Raw genomic sequence first — 23666 nt, 5'->3', positions numbered from 1 at the left:
GGGCCCAGGGCGCGGGCCGGGTCAGGAGGCGGAGTCCAGGAGGGTGCCCATCCACTCCTCGATGCCGGCCACGGTGCGCGGCAGGGCGCCGGAGAGCAGGCGGGCTCCGTCGGAGGTGATGACGAGGTCGTCCTCGATGCGCACGCCCATGCCGCGCAGCTCGGCGGGGAGGGTCTCGTCGTCCGGCTGGAGGTAGAGGCCCGGCTCGACGGTGAGGACCTGGCCCTCCTCCAGTACGCCGTCCAGGTAGGTCTCGGCGCGCGCCTGGGCGCAGTCGTGGACGTCGAGGCCGAGCATGTGGCCGCTGCTGCACAGGGTGTAGCGCCGGTGCAGGTCGCCCTCGGCGTTCTTGAGGACGCCCCACTCGGCGAGGCCCTCGGCGATGACGCGCATGCCGGCCCGGTGGAAGTCGCGGAAGCTCGCGCCGGGCCGCAGCGCGGCGATACCGGCCTCCTGGGCGGCGAGCACCAGCTCGTAGACCTGCTTCTGCACGGGGGAGAAGCGTCCGGACAGCGGCAGGGTGCGGGTGATGTCGGCGGTGTAGAGGCTGTCGGTCTCCGCGCCCGCGTCCAGCAGCAGGAGTTCGTCCCGGTTCAGCCGGCCGTCGTTGCGGATCCAGTGCAGCACGCAGGCGTGGGCGCCGGAGGCGGCGATGGTCTCGTAGCCGAGGCCGTTGCCCTCGGCGCGGGCCCGCAGGTTGAAGACGCCCTCGATCCAGCGCTCGCCGCGCGGGTGGGCGAGGGCCGCGGGCAGGGCCCGTACGACGTCCTCGAACCCGGCGGTGGTGTGGTCGACGGCGAGCTGGAGCTGGTCCACCTCCCAGGCGTCCTTGATCAGGCGCAGCTCCGACAGGGCGGCGGCCAGCGCGGTGTCGGTGGCGGCGTTGCGGCCGGTGGGGGAGCCGAGCGTGTCGAGGTGGGCGCAGCGCAGCCCGGTGAGCCGTTCGGCCTCGGCGAGGTCGGGGCGCCGGCCCACCCAGAACTCGCCGTAGCGGCGGTCCCGGTAGAACTCCTCGGTGCCGTCGGAGCGGTCGGAGCGGGGCCGCAGGTAGAGGACGGCCTCGTGGCCGTGCGGCCCGGCGGGTTCCAGGACCAGGACGTGGCCGACCTGGTCCTCGCCCGTCAGACCGGTGAGCCAGGCGTACGCGCTGTGGGGGCGGAAGCGGAAGTCGCTGTCGTTGGAGCGGACCCTCAGCTCGCCGGCCGGGATGATCAGCCGTTCGCCGGGGAAGCGGGCCGAGAGCCGGGCCCGGCGGCCGGGGGTGACGTCGTACGCGGTCACGCGGGAGCCGGCGGGCAGGGGCGACGGTGCCCAGTTCCCGGCCATGAAGCGGGACAACTCAGCTGATACCGGCAGGTCATGGCTGCCGATGTTCAGGCGGGAGGAGGTGTCGGTCACAGAGGCTCCCTCAAGAAGGACTGAACTGGTGGGCGCACAGGGGTTGTCAGTGCAATTTCACATTACTATGTTACAGCTCACACCGCGGCACATTAATCCCCGTCAAACGCCGTGTGAAGCAGGGCAGTTCACGCACCACATCCCCCACCTCCCTTACCACAGGAGTCCCAGGTGTCCGTGTCCCAGCACAGAGCTGTGCGAACGTCTCTCCTCTCCGCCGCCGTCACCGTCACCCTCCTCGCCACCGCGGGCCAGGCCGTGACCCAGGCCGCCGAGCGGGGCGCCCCCGCCGCCGCCCCCGCCGCGTCGGCGCCCGCCGCCTTCGCCGCCGGTCCGGCCGCCGCGCCCAACCCCTTCGACGAGGTCGACCGCCTGGCCGATGCCAAGCAGCTCGCCCCGGCCCCCGCACCGGCCCCCGGCGGCAAGGCCGCCGCCGACGGCAGGATCCCGGGCGCCGCCGAAGCGGCCGCCGGCGCCGACAAGAGCGGCAAGGCGGCCAAAGCCCAGGCCGCGCCCACCGCGAAGAGCGTCGCCGCGGGCGTCCCCTGCACCCTTGACGGGATCACCCGGCTCAGCCCGGAGCAGCTGGCCGACTTCCTCGCCGACCCGGCCGTCACCGCCGACGGCTGCCTGCGCAACCTCATCTGGACCTGGGACGCGCGCCTCGCGCCCGTCATGTCCGACGCCCACGTCCAGGCCGTCTCCCGCCGGATATCCAGCCTGGCCGCCGCCCACGACGGCCGGAACTCCTCCCACCTGGAGGAGATGTTCACCTACCTGCACGCCGTGGCCTACCACGACTACTCGCGCACCGAGATCGACGTCACCGACGCTCCCACCGTCGACGCGATGCGCCAGGCCGTCGCCGACTTCGCGGGCGCCGCCCACACCTTCGACGTCACGGCCTCCAACGCCCGCACCCTGCGCGAGGCCCTCAACGCGGCCAGCGCGCCGGGCCTGCGCCAGCACCAGCTCGGCCTGATCAAGAAGGTCCTGGGCACCCTGGACGCCTCCCACCCGGCCACCAACCAGGACGCGGCCTGGGGCGGCGCCGTCCTCGCGGCCCTCTCCGTCAACTACCTGGGCGTCTACCCGGGCAACCAGGACGCGGCCTTCCAGGCCGCGGTCAAGGCCGACCCCGCCTACCGCGCCCTCTTCAAGTCCTTCGCCGGCTACAGCCACCTCAAGGGCACCGCCAACGCCTGGGCCGCCCGCGACGCCCTCGGCGAGTACGGCCGCTTCGGCCAGATCGACGGCCTCAAGGACCCGGTCACGGCCGACCTCGGCGCGCTCCTCGAACCCGTCAAGTCCACTTGGGGCAACGGAAGCGAGCAGTGGGCCAAGCTCGTCTCCTGGCTCAACTTCTACGAGGCGTGCAAGCCGTACGGGGTGTGCAAGGAGGACATCGAGAAGCAGCTCTTCCCGAACACCTACACCTACGACAACGGCGGCATCAAGGTCCGCACCGCCCTGGACCGGGCCACCGTCGACCAGCTCTACTACGCCAGCAAGCAGGTCAAGACCCAGTTCCACCGCGTCCTGGGCACCGACCAGCCGCTCGCCGGGGACCCCAACACCACGCTGAACATCGTGCTGTACGCCTCCCGTGCCGACTACGAGAACTACCACCCGATCCTGACCGGGTACGGCACCAACAACGGCGGTATCTACATCGAGAACGGCGCCACCTTCTACACCTACCAGCGCCGCGTCCCGCAGGACTCCTCCCTCACCCTGGAAGAGCTCTTCCGCCACGAGTACACGCACTACCTCAACGGCCGCTTCGCCGTCCCCGGCTTCTTCGGCCAGGGCGACTGGTACCAGGGCGACCGCACCACCGCCATGGACGAGGGCACCGCCGAGTTCTTCGACGGCTCCACCCGCGACGACGGCATCGCCGTCCGCAAGTCCCTGGTCCGGGGCATCATCAGCGACACCTCGGGCGGCGGCCCGCGCATGAGCGTCGACCAGCTCCTGCACGCCACCTACGACGGCGACGGCTTCCGCTTCTACAACTACGCGGGCACGTTCTTCGAGTTCCTCTGGACCGAGAAGCCCTCGCTGCTGCGCGAGATGTACGGCTACCTGCGCGCCAACGACGTCGCCGGCTTCGACGCCTGGCGCCACCGCATGGGGGCCGACACCTACCTCCAGCGCGACTACAACCGCTTCCTGGACGCCCAGATCGCCAAGGTGGACCAGCTCTACGTCCCGAACACCACCTTCACGGCCAACGACCAGCTGCGCGACTCCGCGCTCGCGTCGGTGAAGTCCTCCTTCGCCTCGGCCACCTACAGCAACCCGGACTGCGTGGAGAACGGCGACCCCGGGAAGCGCCGCTTCACCTGTACGGGCCGGATCACCGCGAACCTGAAGAACTGGCGCAGCGACGACCAGAACTTCAAGGACATGTCCGAGACGGTCGACTACTACCTGCTCGACCGGTCGCGCCCGGTCTCCAACAACCTGGCCGACATGAACTGCTCCTTCGGGCCGGTGGAGATCTGGGACAACAAGGCGGCGGGCACCTCCGCCTACAGCTGTGAGGGCCCCCTGCGCAGCTGATCCGTACGCCCGGGCCGGTTCCGGTTCCACGGGGGCCTGAACCGGCCCGGGCGCCCTAGGCACCACCAAAAGAATGTGACATATTACTGACATGGACGTCGTGATCATTGGCGCCGGCGTCGTCGGGGCCGCGTGCGCGTACTACGCGAGCCGCTCCGGTCTCTCCGTGGCGGTGGTGGACCGGGGCCCGGTGGCCGGCGGCACCACCGGAGCCGGCGAGGGCAACCTGCTCGTCTCCGACAAGGAGGCGGGCCCCGAACTCGACCTCGCCCTCCTCTCCACGCGCCTCTGGCAGGAGCTCGCCGCCGAACTGCCCCCGGCCGTCGAGTACGAGCCCAAGGGCGGCCTGGTGGTGGCCCCCGACGAGACCACCCTCAAGGCCCTGCGCCACTTCGCCGACGGCCAGCGCGCCGCCGGGGTCACCTCCGCCGAGGTGGACCAGGCCGCCCTGCAGGACCTGGAGCCCCACCTCGCCCCGGGCCTGGCGGGCGGCTTCCACTACCCCCAGGACGCCCAGGTGCAGCCGGCCCAGGCGGCGGCCCACCTGCTCAAGGCGTCGGGAGCCACCGTCTGCCTGGGCGAGGAGGTGACGGGGATCCTCCTGGAGGCGGGGGCCGTCCGGGGGGTGCGCACCTCCCGCCGTACGCTCCGTGCCCCGGCGGTGGTCAACGCCGCCGGCACCTGGGGCGGCCGCATCGCCGGCCTCGCCGGCACCGTCCTGCCGGTCCTGCCGCGCCGGGGCTTCGTCCTGGTGACGGAGCCTCTGCCCCGGGTGGTCCGGCACAAGGTCTACGCGGCCGACTACATCGCCGACGTGGCCAGCGACTCGGCGGCCCTGCAGTCCTCGGCGGTGGTGGAGGGCACCCCCTCGGGCCCGGTCCTGATCGGCGCCACCCGCGAGAGGGTCGGCTTCGACCGGAGCCTGTCCACCGACGCCCTGCGCCGGCTGGCCGCGCAGGCCGCAGCGCTGTTCCCGGTCCTGGCCGACGTCAAGGTGATGCGGACCTACCACGGTTTCCGCCCCTACCTCCCCGACCACCTCCCGGCGATCGGCCCCGACCCCCGGGTGCCCGGCCTCCTCCACGCCTGCGGCCACGAGGGCGCCGGCATCGGCCTGGCCCCCGCCACGGGCCGGCTCATCGCGGCCGCCCTCACCCACACCGACCTGCCCCTCCCGCTCACCCCCTACCGCCCGGACCGCTTCGGCCCGTGACCCCCGGGCGCCACGCCGACCCCGACCGCCGACACCGACCCCCGACCCCGACCCCGCCCCGCACGGGCGAGGGCACCGCACACCCCCGAGGAGCCCCCTGATGCGCAGCCCCCGCGAGCTGGTCGGCGGCAGCCCGGCGGCCACGTATCCCATCGAGTTCGACGGCCGTGAACTGCCCGCCCAGGAGGGCCAGTCCCTCGCCGCCGTCCTCTGGGCAGCCGGGATCCTCGCCTGGCGCACCACCCGCGAGGGCGGCGCCCCGCGCGGAGCCTTCTGCGGGATCGGCGCCTGCTACGACTGCCTCGTCACCGTCAACGGCCGCCCCAACCAGCGTGCCTGCCTCGTCCCGGCCCGCCCCGGGGACACCGTCACCACCCAGGAAGGCACCGGCCATGCCGACCTCGCCGTCTGAGCCCGCGCCCGCCGAGGGCGCCCCCGCCGACCTCGCGGTCATCGGCGCCGGCCCCGCCGGTCTGGCGGCCGCCGTCACCGCCGCCCGGCTCGGCCTGCGCGTCACCCTCCTCGACTCCGCCGACCGCCCCGGCGGGCAGTACTACCGCCACCCCGCGCCCGCCCTCGGCGCCGCCCGGCCCGAGGCCCTGCACCACGACTGGCCGGCCTTCGCCACCCGCGAAGCCTCCCTCCGCGCCCTGGAGGCGGCGGGCCGCGTCAGCTACCTCCCGGGCCACCACGTGTGGACGGTGGTCCCGGACGGCGCGTCCGGCACCTGGACCGTGCACGCGCTCGCCGGCCACGCCCCCGACGAGACGCCCGCCACCGTCCGGGCGCGGGCCGTCCTGCTCGCCACCGGCGCCTACGAACGCCAGCTGCCCTTCCCCGGCTGGACCCTGCCCGGCGTGGTCGGGGCGGGCGGGGCCCAGGCCATGCTGAAGAACGGCCTCGTGCTGCCCGGCCGGCGTGTCGTGGTGGCCGGCAGCGGCCCGCTGCTGCTCGCCGTCGCCGGCTCCCTCGCCGCCGCCGGGGCCACCGTCCCGGCCGTGGTGGAGGCCGCCTCGTACACCGCGTACGCACCCCGGGCCGCGGCCCTGCTGCGCAACCCCGCCAAACTCGCCGAAGGCGCCACGTACGGCGGGGCCCTGCTGCGGCACGGCATCCGCCTGCTCACCCGGCACGCCGTCACCGAGGCGCACGGCACCGCCCGCGTCGAGGCGGTCACCATCGCCCGCCTCGGCAAGGACTGGCGTCCGCTGCCCGGCACCGCCCGCCGGATCCCCTGCGACGCCCTCGCCGTGGGCCACGGCCTCGTGCCCCAGCTGGAGCTGGCCACCGGTCTGGGCTGCGCCACCCGTCCCTCCGCCGACGGCACCGTCGCGCTGGAACTGGACGCCGCCCAGCGCACCTCCGTACCCGGTATCTGGTCGGCCGGCGAGACCGGCGGCATCGGGGGAGCCCAACTGGCGCTCACCGAAGGGGAGATCGCCGCCCACGCCATCGCCGGCCGGCCGGTCCCCGCCACCCTCACCCGACGCCGCGCCCGGCTGCGCGCCTTCGCTGACGCGATGGCCGCCGCGCACCGCCCCGGCGAAGGCTGGACCGGCTGGCTGCCTGACGAGACGGACGTGTGCCGCTGCGAGGAGGTCCCGGCCGGCCGGATCCGCGAGGCGGCCGGGGAGCTGGGGGCGCGGGACGCCCGCACCGTCAAACTCCTCACCCGGGCGGGCATGGGCTGGTGCCAGGGCCGGATGTGCGGCCCGGCGGTGGCCGCCCTGGCCGGCGAGGCCCCGGCCCCGGACCGCCGTCCGCTGTCCTGCCCGGTACCGCTGCGCCACCTCGCCGCCCTGCCCGCCACCGAGCCGGCCCCGGCGGACGGCGCCGGCTGACGGCCCGGATCTCCCCAACTTCCTCACCTCCGCCGCCGTCCGGCCCCTTGTGGCCGATCCGCGTCCACTAGTAAAATGTCACACACCACACTAGGGAGTCCCTCATGACCGACGCGCTCACCCCCGCGCCCCGCCCCGACGCTCGCACCCGCCCCTGGCACGGCATCATGGTCGCCACCGCCCTGCCCCTGCGCGAGGACCTCTCCGTCGACTACGACGCCTACGCCGAGCACGTCGCCTGGCTGATCGGCAACGGCTGCGACGGGGTCGTCCCCAACGGCTCCCTCGGCGAGTACCAGACCCTCACCGACGAGGAGCGGGCCCGCGTCGTCCGCACCGCCGTCGAGGCCGCCGGCGACGGCGCCCGCGTCATGCCCGGCGTGGCGGCGTACGGCAGCGCCGAGGCCCGCCGCTGGGCGGACCAGGCCGCCGAGGCCGGAGCGGGCTCCGTCCTGCTGCTGCCCCCCAACGCCTTCCGCGCCGACGAGGAGACCGTCCGGGCCCACTACGCGGAGGTCGCCGGGGCGGGTCTGCCGGTGGTCGCGTACAACAACCCGTACGACACCAAGGTGGACCTGACCCCCTCCCTCCTCGCGCGCCTGCACGCCGACGGCAGCATCGTCGCCGTCAAGGAGTTCAGCGGGGACGTCCGCCGCGCCTACGAGATCGCCGAACTCGCCCCCGGCCTGGACCTGCTCATCGGCGCCGACGACGTCCTGCTGGAACTGGCCCTGGCCGGAGCCGTCGGCTGGATCGCCGGCTACCCCAACGCCCTGCCCCGCTCCTGCGCCGACCTCTACCGGGCCGCCGTCGCGGGGGACCTCTCCACCGCGCTGCCGCTCTACAAGTCCCTGCACTCCCTGCTGCGCTGGGACTCCAAGACCGAGTTCGTCCAGGCCATCAAGCTCTCCATGGACCTGGCCGGCCGCCCGGGCGGCGCCACCCGCCCTCCGCGCTTCCCGCTGACCGGCGAGACCGAGGCCGCCGTGCGCGCCGCCACCGAGAAGGCCCTCGCCGAGGGCCTCAACTAGCAACCGACGACAGCGACCGGCCGGAGGGGCGACCTGATGCGCACACGCCACGTCTACCATGCGGTGGACTCCCACACCGAGGGCATGCCGACCCGGGTGATCACCGGGGGAGTCGGGGTGATCCCCGGCGCCACCATGGCGGACAAGCGGCTCCACTTCATGGAGCACATGGACCACGTCCGCACGCTGCTCATGTACGAGCCGCGCGGCCACGCGGCGATGAGCGGTGCCATCCTCCAGCCGCCCACCCGGCCCGACGCCGACTACGGCGTGCTGTACATCGAGGTGTCGGGCCTGCTGCCGATGTGCGGGCACGGCACCATCGGGGTGGCCACCGTCCTGGTCGAGACCGGTATGGTCCCGGTCGTCGAGCCGGTCACCACGGTACGGCTCGACACCCCGGCCGGGCTGGTGAGCGTGGACGTGGCGGTCCAGGACGGCGCCGCCACCGCCGTCACCCTCACCAACGTCCCGTCCTTCTGCGTCGGCCTCGACCTGAAGGCCGAGGTCCCCGGCTACGGCACGGTCACCTACGACCTGGCCTACGGCGGGAACTTCTACGCCTTCGTCGAACTGGACGCCCTGGGACTGCCCTTCGACCGGGCCCGCAAGGAGGACCTGATCGCCGCCGGACTCGCCGTCATGGAGGCGGTCAACGGCTCCCCGGACCGGCCCGTCCACCCCGAGAACCCCTCCATCTCCGGCGTCAAGCACGTCTACCTCGCCGCCCCCGGCTCCGACGCCCGCCGCTCCCGGCACGCCATGGCCATCCACCCCGGCTGGTTCGACCGCTCGCCCTGCGGTACGGGCACCAGTGCGCGGATGGCGCAGCTGCACGCGCGGGGCCTGCTCCCGCTGGGCACCGACTTCGTCAACGCGTCCTTCATCGGTACCGAGTTTACCGGCCGGCTGGTCGGCGAGACCACCGTCGGCGGCCGCCCGGCCGTCGTCCCCACGGTCACCGGCCGCGCCTGGATCACCGGCACCGCCCAGTACTTCCTCGACCCGTCCGACCCCTTCCCCGGAGGGTTCCTCCTGTGACCGCCCCGACCGCCGTGCGCACGGTGGACTACCACACCGCCGGCGAGCCGTTCAGGATCGTGGCGCAGGACCTGCCCCCCGTCCCCGGCGACACCGTCGCCGAGCGCTGCGCCACCGCCATCGGCCCCGGCGGCTCCGGCACCGCACCGCGCCCCGGCCCGCTGGACCAGGTGCGGCGCCTGCTGGTGCAGGAGCCGCGCGGGCACGCCGGTATGTACGGGGGCTTCGTGGTGCCCCCGGACGACGACGGCGCCCACTTCGGGGTGCTGTTCTGGCACAAGGACGGCTACTCCACGGCCTGCGGCCACGGCACGATGGCCCTCGGCGCCTGGGCGGTGGACTCCGGCCGGGTGGCCGCCCCGGACGACGGGGACGTCCAGGTACGCATCGACGTGCCCTCGGGCCGGGTCGCCGCCACCGTCCACCGGGCCCAGGGCCGCACCAGCGGGGTCACCTTCCGCAACGTCCCGGCCCGGGTCGGCGCCCGCAAGGTGCCCGTCGCCACCACGCTGGGCGTCGCCGAGGTGGACATCGCGCACGCCGGGGCCTGCTACGCCTCCGTCCGCGCACGCGACCTCGGCCTGGAGGTGACCCGCGCCGCGCTGCCCGCACTCGTCACCGCCGGACGGGAGATCCGCGCGGCCCTCGCCACCCACCCCGCCACCTGGCACCCCGACGGCCCGCTGCTCTCCGGCGTCTACGGCGTGATCCTCCACGACGAGCTGCCCGACACCCCGTTCGGGCCGCACCAGCGCAACGTCACCGTCTTCGCCGACGGGCAGATCGACCGCTCGCCCTGCGGCTCCGGCACCTCCGCCCGGCTCGCCCTGCTGGCGGAGGACGGCCGCCTGGGGGCGGGGGAGGACCTGCTCCACGAGTCGGTGACGGGCACGGTGTTCACCGGCCGCATCCTGGCCGGCGGGGTCACCGAGGTCACCGGTACCGCCTACCGCACCGGGGAGCACCTCTTCACCGCCGACCCCTACGACGCGCTCGGCGCGGGCTTCCTGCTGTGACCGGTACCGGGGACCTCCTCCAGCTGGGCGCCCACGAGACGGCGGTCCTGCTCACCACCGCCCAGGCGGCCGACGCCCTGGCCGCGGCCCTGCGCGCCGGGCTGGACCCGGAGGCGTGCCCGCAGCGCACCAGCGTGGCGGCGCCCGGCGGTGAGCTCCTGCTCATGCCGGCCGCGTCCGGAGCGTACGCCGGGGTGAAGATCGCCGGGGTGGCCCCCGGCAACCCGGCGCGGGGGCTGCCCCGGATCACCGGCAGCTACCTCCTGCTGGACGGTCCCACCCTGCGCCCGCTCGCCCTCCTGGACGGCGCCGCCCTGACCGCCCTGCGCACCCCGGCGGTCTCCGCCCTGGCCCTGCGGTACCTCACCCGGACCGGGCGCCCGCTGCGGCTGCTGCTCTTCGGCGCGGGACCGCAGGCGTACGGGCACCTCGAAGCGGTCCTGGAGCTGCGGGAGCTGGCGGAGGCGGTGATCGTCGCCCGCGACCCCGGACGCGCGGAGCAGCTGGCCGCGCACGCCCGCTCCCTGGGCATCCCTGCCCGCACCGGCACCCCGCAGGACGTGGCGGAGGCGGACCTGGTGCTGTGCTGCACCACCGCCCGCGAACCGCTCTTCGACGGGAGGCTGGTGGCCCCGGAGGCGGTGGTCGTCGCCGTCGGCTCGCACGAGCCGGACGCCCGGGAGACCGACACCGCCCTCGTGCGACGCGCGGCGGTGTACGTGGAGTCGCGGGCGGCAGCGCTGCGCGAGGCGGGGGACCTCCTGATCCCGGAGGCCGAGGGAGCGATCGGTCCCGGTCATATCAGCGGCACCCTGGCCGACCTGGTCGCGGGGCGCAATTCCCCCGGAGGGCCGGCGGGTTGTCCACAGCTCTTCAAGAGTGTGGGTATGGCCTGGGAAGATCTTGCCGTCGCGGTGGCGGTCTACCACGCGACCGGAGCGAACAGCGAAACGTGACATTGTACGCTGTTCCTCCGCACGTCGGTGGTGTGCGGGGTCTCGGAGGAAGAGCAATGGGTGACCTGAAGCAGCACAGTCTCATCAAGGCCCAGGAAAGGCTGCGCGACCAGGTCGGCCACGCCCTGCGGGCCGCGCTGATAGCGGGAGAGCTCCGCCCCGGCAGCGTCTACTCGGCGCCGGGCCTCGCCGCCGAGCTCGGCGTGTCGGCCACACCCGTGCGCGAGGCCATGCTGGACCTGGCCCGCGAGGGACTGGTCGAACCCGTGCGCAACAAGGGCTTCCGGATCACCGAGGTCAGCGAGCGCGACCTCGACCAGTACACCGAACTCCGCACGATGATCGAGGTGCCGACCATCGGCCGGATCACCCGGACGGCCACGCGGGAGCAGCTGGAGGAGCTGCGCCCGATCGCCGAGGAGATCGTCACCAGCGCCCGCGAGCACAATCTCATCGGCTACCTGGAGGCGGACCGCCGCTTCCACCTCAGCCTGCTCGCCCTCTCCGGCAACGACCGCCTGGTCGAGACCGTCGGCGACCTGCGCAAGCGCTCCCGCCTCTACGGGCTGACGGGCCTGGACGAGGCCGGCAAGCTGGTCTCCTCCGCCGAGGAGCACCTCGAACTGCTGGACGTGATGCTGTCCGGCGACGCCGGGGCGGCCGAGGCGTGCATGCAGCGCCACCTCGGACATGTCCGCTCCCTGTGGGCCCAGGGCCGCGACGAACCGGTGGGCCGGCCCCACGGTGGCCTCGGCTCCGGCGTCTAGGCGCCTCCGGGGCCCCTGCCGTGTCCAGAAGCCGCCGGGCAACCGCCCGGCGGCTTCGGTGTGCGTTCGGGGCGGGGCGGGGCGGCCGCCGTCGCGGGCGGCCGTCCCAAGTGCCGGGCGGCAGAACGGTTTTGGACACGGCTGGATAACGGCGGCGACAAGGGGTTGTCAGTACAATTTCACATTACTATGTTACCGGTCACACCCTAAAGTGCGGCCCTTCCCTGGAGTGACCATGACCAAGCGCACCCAACTCGCCCTCGCCTCCGCTCTGGTGGCGTCGCTCGCCCTCGGGGCCGCGGGCTGCTCCGACCCCAAGAAGGGCTCCGAGGGGAAGGGCGCCTCCAACCCGGCCGCCGCCAACGACGGCAAGACCCTCGGCGGCACCCCCGTGAAGGGCGGCACCCTCACGGTCCTGTCGAACCAGGACTTCTCCCACCTCGACCCGGCCCGCAACTGGACCCTGCCGACCATGGACTTCGGCACCCGCCTGCTCTACCGCACGCTCGTCACCTTCAAGGCCGAGCCCGGCAAGGGCGGCAGCGAGCTCGTCCCCGACCTCGCCACCGACCTCGGCACCCCCTCCAACGGGGGCCGCACCTGGACCTTCACCCTCAAGGAGGGCCTGAAGTACGAGGACGGCAGCCCCATCAAGGCCCAGGACGTCAAGTACAACGTCGAGCGCTCCTTCGCCCCCGACCTCACCGGCGGCCCCGACTACGCCGCCCAGTACCTGGCCGGCACCGAGGGCTACAAGGGTCCCCTGCAGGGGCAGCACCTGGACTCGGTCAAGACCCCCGACGACCGCACGATCGTCTTCGAACTCAAGCGCCCCGTCGCCGAGTTCTCCCAGACCGCCACCCTGCCCACCTTCTCCCCGGTCCCGCAGTCCCAGGAGAAGGGCACCCAGTACGACGCCCGCCCCTTCTCCTCCGGCCCGTACAAGATCGAGAGCTACGAGCGCGACAAGAAGCTGGTCCTCGTCCGCAACGAGCACTGGGACCAGAAGAGTGACTCCGTCCGCAAGGCGTACCCCGACAAGTTCGTCGTCGTCATGGGCCTCAAGGGCGGCCAGATCGACGACCGCCTCATCGCCGGCGAGGGCGCCGACGCCTCCGCCGTCGAGTACTCCAACATGCGCCCCGAGAGCGCCCCGAAGGTCCTGCCCAAGCCCGACGTCAAGTCGCGCCTGCTCGCCGAGTCCCAGGGCTGTACGGTCATGCTCCACCTGAACAACTCCCGGCCCCCCTTCAACGACCCCAAGGTCCGCGAGGCCATGCAGTACGCCGTCGACAAGGAAGCCGTCGTCACCGCGGGCGGCGGCCCCAGCCTCAACGAGGTCGCCACCGCCTACCTGCCCCCGGCCCTCACCGGCGGCAAGCAGGCCGACACCCTCAAGATCCCCGCCTCCGGCGACCCCGCCAAGGCCAAGGAACTGCTCAAGGCCGCGGGCAAGGAGCACCTGAAGGTCTCCCTCGCCGTCTCCACCGGCGACAAGGGCAAGGCGGAGGCATTCCAGCAGGGCCTGGCCCGGGCCGGCATCGAGGTCGTCATCGACACCGTCGACCCCGGCGCGTACTACGACGTCATCGGCGACCTCTCCACCACCCCCGACATGACCTACACCGGCTGGTGCCCCGACTACCCCTCCGGCTCCACCTGGATGCCCTTCGTCTTCGACGGACGCACCATCAAGGACAAGGGCAACCAGGGCAACTACTCGCAGTTCCGCGACGACGCCACCATGAAGCGGATCGACGAGATCAACGCCATGACCGACGCCAAGCAGGCCAACCAGGCGTGGATCGACCTCGACGCCGAGGTCATGAAGAAGGCGCCGTCCATCCCGATCCTGCTGGAGCGCAAGCCGCTCCTCGTCGGCCCCAACATCGCCGGCGCCTACGGACACCCCGCGTGGACCGGCACCATCGACTACGGCAGCGTCGGCCTCAAGGACCCCTCGAAGAGCCAGGGCTGAGAAGCCGGAACCGGTAGACACCATGACCACCACCGCACCCGGCGCCGCCCCCGAGGCGGCCCCGGCCGGGGCGCCGGCCAAGGACGTCCCCCCGGGCAGCAGCCCCTGGCAGCTCGCCCGGCGGGAACTTCGCCGCCGCCCCGCCGTCCGCGTCAGCCTCTGCGTCGTCCTCCTCTTCGTCCTGATGGCCGTGACCGCCCCCTGGCTGGGCGCGCTCGGCGGCTGGTCCGCCGAGGAGTTCGACAAGTCCGCCATCGACCCCTACCTCGGCGGCCAGCCGCTCGGCTCCTTCGGCGGCATCAGCCCCGAGCACTGGCTCGGCGTCGAACCCGTCACCGGCCGTGACCTGTTCGCCCGCGTCGTCCACGGCGCCCAGGTGTCCCTGCTCATCGCCTTCGCCGCCACCGCCATCGTCGTCCTCACCGGAACCGCCGCGGGCATCGCGGCCGGCTACTTCGGCGGCCGCGTCGACGCCGTCCTGTCCCGGCTGATGGACCTCACCATGTCCTTCCCCTCCCTCATCTTCATGATCGCGATGCTGTCGGTGGCCAAGGACGTCAACCGGATCGTGCTGATGACCTCGGTCATCGGGCTCTTCGGCTGGCCCGGCGTCGCCCGCGTCGTCCGCGGCCAGACGCTCTCCCTCAAACACCGCGAATACGTCGACGCCGCCCGCGTCGGCGGATCCGGGGCCTGGCGGATCCTGACCCGCGACATCCTCCCCGGGGTCTCGGGCCCCGTCATCGCCTACACCACCCTGCTGATCCCCGGCATGATCAGCACCGAGGCCGCCCTCAGCTACCTCGGCGTCGGCGTCCGCCCGCCCACCCCGTCCTGGGGCCAGATGATCGCCGAGTCCGTGGCCTTCTACGAGACCGACCCCATGTACTTCGTCATCCCGAGCCTCTTCCTCTTCCTCGCCGTCCTCGCCTTCACCCTCCTCGGCGACGCCCTGCGCGACATCCTCGACCCGAGGGGAGGCCGCAGTTGATCCTCTACCTGCTGCGCCGGCTGCTCGCCCTGGCCGGCGTGCTCCTCGCCATCGCCGCCGTCACGTTCCTGATCTTCTACGTCCTGCCCAGCGACCCGGCCGCCGCGGCCTGCGGCAAGACGTGCAGCCCCGAACGGCTCGCCGACGTGCGCCAGTACCTCGGCCTCGACCAGCCCCTGTGGGCGCAGTTCACCCACTTCCTCACCGGCATCTTCACCGGCCGCACCCTGGGCACCGGCCAGTACGCCGTCCAGTGCGACTTCCCCTGCCTGGGCTACTCGTACGAGAACTCCCTGCCCGTCTGGGACCTGCTCATGGACCGGCTCCCCGTCTCCGCCTCCCTCGCCTTCGGCGCCGCCCTGCTGTGGCTGGTGCTCGGCCTGGGCGCCGGGGTCATCGCCGCCCTGCGCAAGGACACCGCCACCGACAAGGCCCTGATGGTCGGCGCGGTCGCCGCCGCCTCCCTGCCCGTCTACTTCACCTCCGTCATGCTCATCTGGGGGGTCATCCGCATCGCCGGGCTGCTGCCCTACCCCAGCTACCACGAGCTCACCGCCGACCCGCTCGGCTGGGCCGCCAACCTGCTGCTGCCCTGGACCGCGCTCGCCCTGCTCTACGCCGCCATGTACGCCCGGCAGAGCCGGGGCTCGATGATCGAGGCGATGGCCGAGCCGTACATCCGCACCGCCCGCGCCAAGGGAATGCCCGAGCGGACCGTCGTCGTCAAGCACGGGCTGCGCTCCGGCATGACCCCCATCCTCACCATCTTCGGCATGGACCTCGGCGGACTGCTCGCCGGAGCCGTGATCACCGAGTCCATCTTCGGGCTCCCCGGCGTCGGCAGGCTCTTCTACGGGGCGCTCGTCAGCTCCGACCAGCCCGTGGTCCTCGGGGTCACCCTGCTCGCCGCCTTCTTCATCGTCGTCGCGAACCTCGTCGTCGACCTCCTGTACGCCGTCATCGACCCGAGGGTGAGGTACTGATGACCGCCCCCGCCGCCCCGGCCGCCCCCCTTCTCCAGGTGCGCGACCTCAGCGTCACGTTCAGCACCCCGCACGGCGCCGTCCGGGCCGTGGACTCCCTCGGCTTCACCGTCGAGGCCGGACGCACCCTCGGCATCGTCGGCGAGTCCGGCTCCGGCAAGTCCGTCACCTCCCTCGCCGTCATGGGCCTGCACCGCGCCGACGCCGAGGTCAAGGGCTCCGTCACCCTCGCCGGACAGGAGCTCACCGGGCTTCCCGAGAAGCAGCTCGCCAAGGTCCGCGGCCGCAGAATGGCCATGATCTTCCAGGACCCGCTGTCCAGCCTGCACCCCTACTACACCGTCGGCGAGCAGATCGCCGAGCACTTCCGGGTGCACTTCCGGGCCGGACGGGCCGCCGCGCGCAAGCGGGCGGTCGACATGCTCGGCGAGGTCGGCATCCCCGAACCCGCCCGCCGCGCGGGGGAGTACCCGCACCAGTTCTCCGGCGGCATGCGCCAGCGCGCGATGATCGCCATGGCCCTGGCCTGCGAACCCGACCTGCTCATCGCCGACGAGCCCACCACCGCCCTCGACGTCACCGTCCAGGCGCAGATCCTGGAGCTGATCGCCCGCCTCCAGCAGGACCGCGGCCTCGGCGTCGTCATGATCACCCACGACCTGGGAGTGGTGGCCCGCGTCGCCCACGAGGTGCTGGTCATGTACGGCGGCCGCGCGGCCGAACAGGCTTCGGCCGACGCCCTGTTCGCCGACCCCGCCCACCCCTACACCCGGGGCCTGCTCGATTCGCTGCCCCGCCTCGACAGTGCCGACGACGTCCCGCTGCCCTCCATCCCCGGCTCCCCGCCCTCCCTGCTCCACCCCGCCCCGGGCTGCGCCTTCGCCCCCCGCTGCACGGTGGCCGCCGCCGCCCCGGCCCAGGACGCGGGCCGCTGCGCGGGCGAACGGCCCGAGCTGCGCCCGTACGGCTCGGCGGAGCGGCTGGCGGCCTGCCACTTCCCCGGCGCGGTGCCCGCTGCCGCCGCCCCTGCCCCGGAGGTGTCCCGATGACGGCCCCGGCCACCCGACCCAGCCCCGCCGAGGAGCGGGAGGGCCCGCCGTCCGGGCCGCTGCTGCGGGTCCGCGACCTGACGATGACCTTCCCCGGCAAGCGCAGCCTGACCGGGCGCCGCTCCGCGCCGGTGCGGGCCGTCGACGGGATCTCGTTCGACCTGGAGGCCGGGCAGACCCTCGGCCTGGTCGGCGAGTCCGGCTGCGGGAAGTCCACCACCGGCCGGATGCTGGTACGACTGCTCGAACCCACCGCCGGCAGCGTCGAGTTCGAGGGCCGGGACATCAGCAGGCTCTCCCAGAGCGCCCTGCGGCCGCTGCGCAGGAACATCCAGATGGTCTTCCAGGACCCTCACTCCTCCCTCAACCCCCGCCAGACGGTGGCCCGGATCATCTCCGACCCGCTGCTGGTGCAGGGCTGGAGCGCGGCCGACGCCCGCCGCCGGGCCGCCGAACTGATGGAGCTCACCGGGCTGATCCCCGAGCACATCGACCGCTACCCCCACGAGTTCTCCGGCGGCCAGGCCCAGCGCATCGGCATCGCCCGCTCGCTGGCCACCAGCCCCCGGCTGGTGATCGCCGACGAACCGGTCTCCGCCCTGGACGTCTCCGTACAGGCGCAGATCGTCAACCTGATGGAGCGTCTGCGCACCGAACTCGGCCTGGCCTACGTGTTCATCGCGCACGACCTCTCGGTGGTCAAGCGGGTCAGCGACCGGGTCGCGGTGATGTACCTCGGCCGGATCGTCGAGATCGGGGACAAGAAGTCCCTCTACGAGAACCCGCAGCACCCCTACACCCGGGCGCTGCTGTCCGCCGTCCCGCTGCCCGACCCGGCGGCGGAGCGGCGGCGGGAGCGGATCGTGCTGCTCGGCGACCCGCCGAGCCCGGCCGCCCCGCCCCCGGGCTGCACCTTCCACCCGCGCTGCCCCAAGGCGCAGGAGATCTGCCGCACCGAACGGCCGCTGCTGCGGCCCGCCGCCTCGCGCGAGGTGGCCTGTCACTTCCCGGGTGACTGACGGGGATCACGGGAAGAAAGGAGGGCCCCGCGGACGCCGGCGTCCGCGGGGCCCTTCACCGTGCCCCGGGGCCGCTAGACCGCGAGGGTGCGGCGGAAGAACTCCAGCTCCAGCGCCATGATCTTCTCCCGGGCGCCGCCCGGGGTCATGTGGGTGACGCCGGGCAGGGCCAGCAGTTCGTGCGGGCGGCCCGCGTCCGTGAGGGCCTGCGAGAGCCGCAGGGTGTGGGACGGGTGGACGTTGTCGTCGGCCAGGCCGGTGACCAGCAGCAGCGGGCGGGTCAGCCGGGGGGCGTCGGGGATCAGGGAGTCCCGCTCGTAGACGTCCGGGTGCTCCTGGGGCAGGCCCAGGTAGCGCTCGGTGTACGCGGTGTCGTAGTGCCGGAAGTCGGTCGGGGCGGCCCCGGCGGCCGCCGCGTGGAAGACGTCCGGGCGGCGCAGCACCGCCATGGCGGAGAGGTAGCCGCCGTAGGACCAGCCGCGGATGCCGACCCTGCCGAGGTCGAGGTCGCCGTGGCGGGCGCCGAGCGCCCGCAGGGCGGCGACCTGGTCGTCGAGGGTCACCTCGGAGAAACCCCGGTACATGGCGTGGGTGTGGGCCGGGGAGACGCCCGCGGTGCCCCGGTTGTCGACGGTGACCACGGCGAAGCCCTGGTCGGCCCACCACTGGCGGTACTGCCAGCGGCGGGGCTCGGCGCTCACGTCCTGGGCGCCGGGGCCGCCGTAGCTGTCCATCAGGACGGGCAGCCGCCGGCCCGGGACGTGGCCGCGGGGCAGCACGAGCGCGGTGGGCAGGGCGAGTTCGGTGACCCGCTCCAGGACCGGCGCCACCCGGTGGGGCAGCGGGGCGGACAGGTCGCGGGGGGTGAGCTCGCGGCCGTCGGCGGTGCGCAGGATCCGCCGGAAGCCGTCGGCGTCGGCGGAGGTCAGCAGCAGCGCCCCCGCCGCCGAGGCGGCCACCGAGTGCACGCCGGGCCCGTCGGCCAGCGGGGTGTGCTCGCCGGTGGACGGGTCCAGCAGGAGCACCTGCTGCTCCGAGGGGTCGCGCAGGGCGGCCTCGACGAGCAGCCGCCCCTGGTGGATCCCGGCCACGGAGCGGATCTGGACCTCCTCGCCGGTGAGCGGCTTGCCGTCCACGGCGAGGCCGCGCGCGGCCTGCCCGGCGATGTCCGCGGAGGTGAGCAGCGCGCCGTCGGGCAGCCGGGCGGGGGTGCCGGGCAGGGGGTCCACCCACTGGGGGTGCGTGGTGCGCGAGAGCTCGCGGGTGCGGCCGGTGGCGGGGTCGGCGCTGAGCAGGAGGACGGTCTGCTGGAGGCGGTCCTGGACGGTCAGCAGGATCTCGTCCCCGGACTCCCAGTCCGCGTCGGAGACGTACGGGTAGGTGTCCGCGTCCCACTCCAGCCGGACCCCCTCGCCGCCGGCGGCGGGCAGGACCCACAGCTGGACGTCGGCGTTGGGGCCGCCCGCCTCGGGGTAGGCGAAGTCCTCGCCCGGGAGCTCGGGATGCGCGGGGTCGGTGAAGTGGCGGCGCTGCAGGGCGCTCTCGTCCACCCGGGCCGCGAGCAGGGAGTGCCCGTCGGGGGACCACCAGTGGCCCCGGGTGCGTCCGAGTTCCTCGGCGGCGGCGAACTCCGCGACGCCCCAGCGGGCCCCGTCGTCGGGGCTGACCCGGCCGCCGGGGACGGTGTACAGCACGTCGTCCGCCACGTACGCGGTGCGCGAGCCGTCGGTGCCGGGGCGGGGGTCGAAGGCGGGGCCGGAGGTGGGCAGCGGCACGGGGGCGCCGCCGCCCTCGCAGGTGACCTCGTAGAGCCGCCCATGGAGGGGAAAGACGGCGCGGCGGCCGTCGCCGGAGAGGGCGTACGTGCCGATCCCGGCGGCCACGAGCCGGGTGCGCTCCCGCAGCCGGCGCTCCAGGACGGGGAGTTCACCGGGTTCGGGGCACAGGGCGTGGGGGTCGGCGAGGAGGGTTTCGACGCCGGTGGCGGTGTCGAGGACCCAGAGGCCGTCGAGGGCGTCGGTGGGGCCCGTCGAGCGCAGGAACCACAGGAGACGGCCGCCGTCCCCGAAGGAGAAGGCGCGGGGAGAGCCGTGGGTGAACCGGGCCGTGGCGGCGGATTGCCTGAGGAAGTCGTCCATGATCTCAGTCTGCCATGTGAAATATCACATGGCCTAGCCCATTCGAGTGGTGACCCGGGGTGGGCGGGCGTAGCGTCGACGGGTGGACCCGAACGCATCGCCGCACAGCACCGGGACCGGCGAGGGCACGGTGCGCGGGGCCGGCAAGGGCAACGGGAGCGGGAACGGCAACGGGCTGGCCCTGTTCGTGATCGCGTCCTGCCAGCTCATGGTCGTCCTCGACGTCACGATCGTGAACATAGCCCTTCCGCACATCCAGACGGCACTGGATTTCTCCACCGAGAGCCTGTCCTGGGTGGTCAACGCCTACACCCTCACCTTCGGCGGCCTGCTGCTGCTCGGCGGCCGCACCGGTGACATCCTCGGCCGCAAACGGGTCTTCATCTCCGGCGTCCTGCTCTTCGGCCTCGCCTCCCTCCTCGGCGGCCTCGCCCAGACCTCCGGCCAGCTGATGGCCGCCCGGGCCCTCCAGGGCGTGGGCGGCGCCATCGCCTCCCCGACCGCCCTCGCGCTGATCACCACGACCTTCCGTGAAGGACCCGCCCGCAACCGGGCGTTCGGCGTCTTCGCCGCCGTCTCCGCCGGGGGCGGCGCCATCGGGCTGATCGCGGGAGGGCTGCTGGTCGAGTGGCTCAACTGGCGGTGGGTGCTCTTCGTCAACGTCCCCATCGCCGTGGTCATCGCCCTGATGGCCCGCAGGGTCCTGCGGGAGTCGGAGCGCCACCCCGGGCACTTCGACCTCGCGGGCGCGCTGCTGGGCACCGCGGGCATGGTCGCGCTGGTCTACGGGTTCATCCGCGCCTCCCAGGACGGCTGGGCCGATCCCCTCACCCTCGGCTCCTTCGGCGCCGCCGCGGTCCTGCTGGTCCTGTTCGTCGTGACCGAACGGCGCTCCCCGCAGCCGATCACCCCGCTGCACATGTTCGCCGACCGCAACCGGGCCGGGACCTACGGGATCATGCTCTTCCTCGCCTGCGCGATCTTCGGCATGTTCTTCTTCCTGACCCTGTTCGTGCAGAACGTCCTCGGCTTCAGCCCGCTGCGGGCCGGACTCGCCTTCCTGCCCGTCAGCGTCATGGTCGCGCTGTCGGCCACCTTCACCTCGCGGATGCTGCCCCGGTTCGGGCCCAAGCCGTTCATGGTCACGGGTGCGCTGTGCTGCGGCGCGGGGCTGTCCTGGCTGACGCGGACCGACGTCCACTCCACGTATGCGGGCAGCATCCTCGGCCCCATCATCGTCTTCGGCACCGGCATGGGCATGCAGTTCGTCTCGCTGACCCTGATGGCCCTGTCCCACGTACCCGACCGGGAGTCGGGCGCGGCCTCCGGACTGCTCAACACCATGCAGCAGGTCGGCGGTTCCCTCGGCCTGTCGATCCTCGTCACCGTCTTCAGCACCGCCAGCCGCAACGAGGCCAAGGCCCAGGCCGTGCCGTTCGTACGCGACTCCAGCCCCGGGCAGAAGGCGTTCTTCGCCCGCACCCACCAGTTCCCCCGGCCCTGGTCCGACCTCGTGCTGACCTCGGGCGTGAGTGCAGCCTTCGTGGCGGCGGCGGCCTTCACCCTGGTCGGAGCGCTGATCGCGGTCGTGGTGATCCAGGTCCGGCCCTCCGACCTCGAACGGCTCCAGGGCAACCACACCCCGGCGGGCATCCCGGGCGAAAGCGGCGGGTAGGGTCGGCTGGTCATCGAACACCGGGGGGAAACCGATGCTCCGACCCATCCTGCGCGGCGCCGCCGTGACGGCCGTGACCGTCGCCCTGGCGGCGTCCACCGCCTCCTGCGACAGCGCCCACCGGCCCGCCTCCGCCGCCGTCCCGGCCGCCTCCGCCGCCTCCGTCTCCGACGCGGGGCCCGCGGAACCGGGACCGCGGCCGGAACGGGTCCGGGACGCCTTCGCCGGGCTCCAGGCCACCCTGAACGACTCCTGCACCCCCGCGAACTGCGCCTACTTCCTGGGCAGGGTCCACGACGAACTCCACCGGATGGACCGCGCCATGAAGGCCGACCCCCAGGGCCCCGCCCACTTCCCCGAGCCGATCGCCCTGATCGCCGGCCTCGACCGGGAACTGGGCGCCGACCACGGCTTCGAGAACCTCAAGCAGCACCAGCCCGCCCTGCTCGCCACCCGCGACCAGATCAACACCTGGATGCAGGACCACCCCGAGGACTACCGCTGACCGGGGCGGCCCCTACCCCTGCGGTAGCGGGGGTGGCGGCCTACTTGTCGCAGGCGATGCCGTCCTTGTCCCGGTCGAGGGCCTCTCGGTAGCCGGGCTGGCCGCGCTGGATGGGCGCCGCCCCGGCCGCCTTCGCGGCGTCACAGTTCTTGTAGTAGACGGCCGAGGGCTCCTGCGTCCTCTCCGGCGCCGGGTACGCCGGGGCGTTCGACGGCTCGGCCGCCGGAGCGGGCCTGGACGGCGCGCCAGCCGCCTTGGACGGCGCTCCCGCGGGCGCGGTCGGCGTACCCGACGGCGACACCGGGGCCGAGGGGCTCGGCGACTGAGAGGCCGACTGCGAGGCCGTGGCCGTGATGGAGGCGCTGGGTCTGCCCTCCGGCGCCCCCTTTCCGGGCGCCGCGTCCTCACAGCCCGCGAGCAGAAGAACAATGGCTCCCACGGCCCCCGCCACGGTGACCAACCGACGATGCGACACGACAACCCCCGGGATCAGCATCCGAAATCGCCGCAGCCTATGCGCACGGATTCCGGCGGGGCAGGCCGTTTCCGGTCATATTCCTCCGGCATGTGTGCCGATGCCGGATCGTTCCGGACCGCCGGAGCCGGCCGCGAGGGCGCTCAGGGAGATCGGCGCGCGCGGGGCGGGCAGTTCGGCCAGCTTCGCGCGCCGGGCGTGGCCCACCAGCTCCTCGGGCTCCAGGGCGGCCACCACCGCGCGGACGTGGTCCAGCATCGCCGCCGCCGCGGCCAGCACGGCGGCGTCGTCAAGAGGCCGGGTCTCCACCGCCATGCCCTGCGCCGTCAGCTTCTGCAGGCTGCGGAACAGGTCGCCCTTGTGGACCTCCCGCACGGTCAGCGACAGGTGCACCGACAGCCCCTCGCTGCCGACGGCCTCGTGCGCGAACCCCCGCGGGATGTACAGGACCTCGCCCGCGCGCAGGGTGGTCCGCAGGACCTCCGCCGGGGGCTCGCCCCCGACCCGGCCGTGCTCCCAGTTCCCGTCCGCGGGCCCCTCGGCGACGTGCCAGGACTTGGCACCGTTCAGCTGGAGGACCAGGACGTCCGCGTCGTCGCGGTGCAGGGGCACGCCCTGGGTGCCCGGGGGCGTCACGAAGCAGAACGCCTCCACCGCGAGGCCGAGTTCGCCCGACAGCCGCGCGAGCAGGTCGCGCGTCGGGCCGTGCCACTGGTCGACCCGGCGCATCAGCAGGGTCGCGCCCTCGTCGAGCAGGGCCCGGATCCTGCGCTCGTCGGCGAAGCCCCCGTGCCGGGCCTGGTTGACCGTGCGCGGTGCCAGGTAGGAATCGCGGCCCAGCGGCTCCTCGGCGCGGGCCATCTCCAGGTAGGGCTCGGACAGGAAGCCGGTGGCGAGCGCCGCGTCGACGTCGGCCAGGGTGAAGGGGCTGCGCGCGCCGCCCTCCGGCCGGAAGACGCCCGGTCGCCGTCGCCAGTACGCGGCGGCGAAGTCGGCGGGGTCGCCGACCCACGCGGCCAAAGTCG

At 73.5% G+C, this 23666-nt stretch carries 20 protein-coding genes; 16 read left to right on the top strand and 4 right to left on the bottom strand.

Features of this window, described 5'->3' with window-relative positions; genetic code table 11:
• Window positions 1-21: 21 nt before the first annotated feature.
• On the bottom strand, window positions 22-1398 hold the full coding sequence (locus ABZ716_RS07040) for an aminopeptidase P family protein (protein WP_351880346.1): 1377 nt from the start codon (window positions 1396-1398) through the stop codon (window positions 22-24).
• A 177-nt stretch (window positions 1399-1575) separates the two neighbouring features.
• Between ABZ716_RS07040 and ABZ716_RS07035 the strand changes: the two genes are divergently transcribed.
• The 14 genes from ABZ716_RS07035 to ABZ716_RS06970 all read left to right on the top strand — a co-directional run bounded on the left by ABZ716_RS07035 (window position 1576) and on the right by ABZ716_RS06970 (window position 17848).
• Window positions 1576-3963, top strand: coding sequence for a collagenase (locus ABZ716_RS07035; protein WP_358957252.1), 2388 nt, complete (start codon window positions 1576-1578; stop codon window positions 3961-3963).
• 91 nt (window positions 3964-4054) lie between these two features.
• Window positions 4055-5176 carry an FAD-binding oxidoreductase gene (locus ABZ716_RS07030; RefSeq protein WP_358957250.1) on the top strand — a complete coding sequence of 374 codons (1122 nt, stop codon included), beginning with the start codon at window positions 4055-4057 and terminating at the stop codon, window positions 5174-5176.
• A gap of 97 nt (window positions 5177-5273) precedes the next feature.
• A complete protein-coding gene (locus ABZ716_RS07025; protein ID WP_351880859.1) occupies window positions 5274-5588 on the top strand; it encodes a (2Fe-2S)-binding protein in 315 nt (104 codons plus the stop codon).
• Window positions 5569-7017, top strand: coding sequence for an NAD(P)/FAD-dependent oxidoreductase (locus ABZ716_RS07020; RefSeq protein ID WP_358957247.1), 1449 nt, complete (start codon window positions 5569-5571; stop codon window positions 7015-7017). The genes ABZ716_RS07025 and ABZ716_RS07020 overlap by 20 nt, the downstream gene beginning before the upstream one ends.
• A 104-nt stretch (window positions 7018-7121) precedes the next feature.
• A complete protein-coding gene (locus ABZ716_RS07015; RefSeq protein ID WP_358812187.1) occupies window positions 7122-8048 on the top strand; it encodes a dihydrodipicolinate synthase family protein in 927 nt (308 codons plus the stop codon).
• Between the two features lie 36 nt (window positions 8049-8084).
• Window positions 8085-9089, top strand: a complete 1005-nt coding sequence (locus ABZ716_RS07010; protein ID WP_358957245.1) for a proline racemase family protein — start codon at window positions 8085-8087, stop codon at window positions 9087-9089.
• Window positions 9086-10105, top strand: coding sequence for a proline racemase family protein (locus ABZ716_RS07005; protein WP_358957243.1), 1020 nt, complete (start codon window positions 9086-9088; stop codon window positions 10103-10105). Before ABZ716_RS07010 ends, ABZ716_RS07005 begins: the two co-directional genes overlap by 4 nt.
• Complete coding sequence (locus ABZ716_RS07000; protein ID WP_358957240.1) at window positions 10102-11061, top strand: ornithine cyclodeaminase family protein; 960 nt, start codon at window positions 10102-10104, stop codon at window positions 11059-11061. The genes ABZ716_RS07005 and ABZ716_RS07000 overlap by 4 nt, the downstream gene beginning before the upstream one ends.
• A 56-nt stretch (window positions 11062-11117) precedes the next feature.
• Window positions 11118-11828 carry a GntR family transcriptional regulator gene (locus ABZ716_RS06995; RefSeq protein ID WP_351880327.1) on the top strand — a complete coding sequence of 237 codons (711 nt, stop codon included), beginning with the start codon at window positions 11118-11120 and terminating at the stop codon, window positions 11826-11828.
• 235 nt (window positions 11829-12063) lie between these two features.
• Entirely contained in the window at window positions 12064-13806 is a 1743-nt protein-coding gene (locus ABZ716_RS06990) for an ABC transporter substrate-binding protein (protein WP_358957237.1), read from the top strand.
• A gap of 22 nt (window positions 13807-13828) precedes the next feature.
• Window positions 13829-14797: an ABC transporter permease gene (locus ABZ716_RS06985; RefSeq protein WP_358812182.1), complete on the top strand. Its 969-nt coding sequence runs from the start codon at window positions 13829-13831 to the stop codon at window positions 14795-14797.
• Window positions 14794-15780: an ABC transporter permease gene (locus ABZ716_RS06980; protein ID WP_358812181.1), complete on the top strand. Its 987-nt coding sequence runs from the start codon at window positions 14794-14796 to the stop codon at window positions 15778-15780. The genes ABZ716_RS06985 and ABZ716_RS06980 overlap by 4 nt, the downstream gene beginning before the upstream one ends.
• Complete coding sequence (locus ABZ716_RS06975; protein WP_358957235.1) at window positions 15780-16829, top strand: ABC transporter ATP-binding protein; 1050 nt, start codon at window positions 15780-15782, stop codon at window positions 16827-16829. Before ABZ716_RS06980 ends, ABZ716_RS06975 begins: the two co-directional genes overlap by 1 nt.
• Window positions 16826-17848, top strand: a complete 1023-nt coding sequence (locus ABZ716_RS06970; RefSeq protein WP_351880312.1) for a dipeptide ABC transporter ATP-binding protein — start codon at window positions 16826-16828, stop codon at window positions 17846-17848. The genes ABZ716_RS06975 and ABZ716_RS06970 overlap by 4 nt, the downstream gene beginning before the upstream one ends.
• Window positions 17849-17922: 74 nt before the next feature.
• Here ABZ716_RS06970 and ABZ716_RS06965 read toward each other — a convergent pair whose 3' ends face one another.
• Window positions 17923-19986, bottom strand: a complete 2064-nt coding sequence (locus tag ABZ716_RS06965) for a prolyl oligopeptidase family serine peptidase (protein WP_358957233.1) — start codon at window positions 19984-19986, stop codon at window positions 17923-17925.
• 130 nt (window positions 19987-20116) lie between these two features.
• On the opposite strand from ABZ716_RS06965, the gene ABZ716_RS06960 reads away from it, so the two are divergent.
• Both ABZ716_RS06960 and ABZ716_RS06955 read left to right on the top strand, forming a co-directional pair.
• Window positions 20117-21661, top strand: a complete 1545-nt coding sequence (locus ABZ716_RS06960) for an MFS transporter (RefSeq protein ID WP_358957454.1) — start codon at window positions 20117-20119, stop codon at window positions 21659-21661.
• Between the two features lie 34 nt (window positions 21662-21695).
• Complete coding sequence (locus ABZ716_RS06955) at window positions 21696-22166, top strand: hypothetical protein (RefSeq protein WP_358812178.1); 471 nt, start codon at window positions 21696-21698, stop codon at window positions 22164-22166.
• A 40-nt stretch (window positions 22167-22206) separates the two neighbouring features.
• Here ABZ716_RS06955 and ABZ716_RS06950 read toward each other — a convergent pair whose 3' ends face one another.
• Both ABZ716_RS06950 and ABZ716_RS06945 read right to left on the bottom strand, forming a co-directional pair.
• Window positions 22207-22605 (bottom strand): excalibur calcium-binding domain-containing protein, encoded by a 399-nt coding sequence (locus ABZ716_RS06950; RefSeq protein ID WP_358957231.1) that lies wholly within the window; start codon window positions 22603-22605, stop codon window positions 22207-22209.
• A 111-nt stretch (window positions 22606-22716) separates the two neighbouring features.
• Entirely contained in the window at window positions 22717-23661 is a 945-nt protein-coding gene (locus ABZ716_RS06945) for a cupin domain-containing protein (protein WP_358957229.1), read from the bottom strand.
• Window positions 23662-23666: the final 5 nt, after the last annotated feature.

This window comes from Streptomyces sp. NPDC006687, from assembly GCF_040636215.1.
GTDB lineage: Bacteria > Actinomycetota > Actinomycetes > Streptomycetales > Streptomycetaceae > Streptomyces.
The sequence above is the reverse complement of the archived record's forward strand: the minus strand, read 5'-3'. Positions and strand labels throughout refer to the sequence as shown.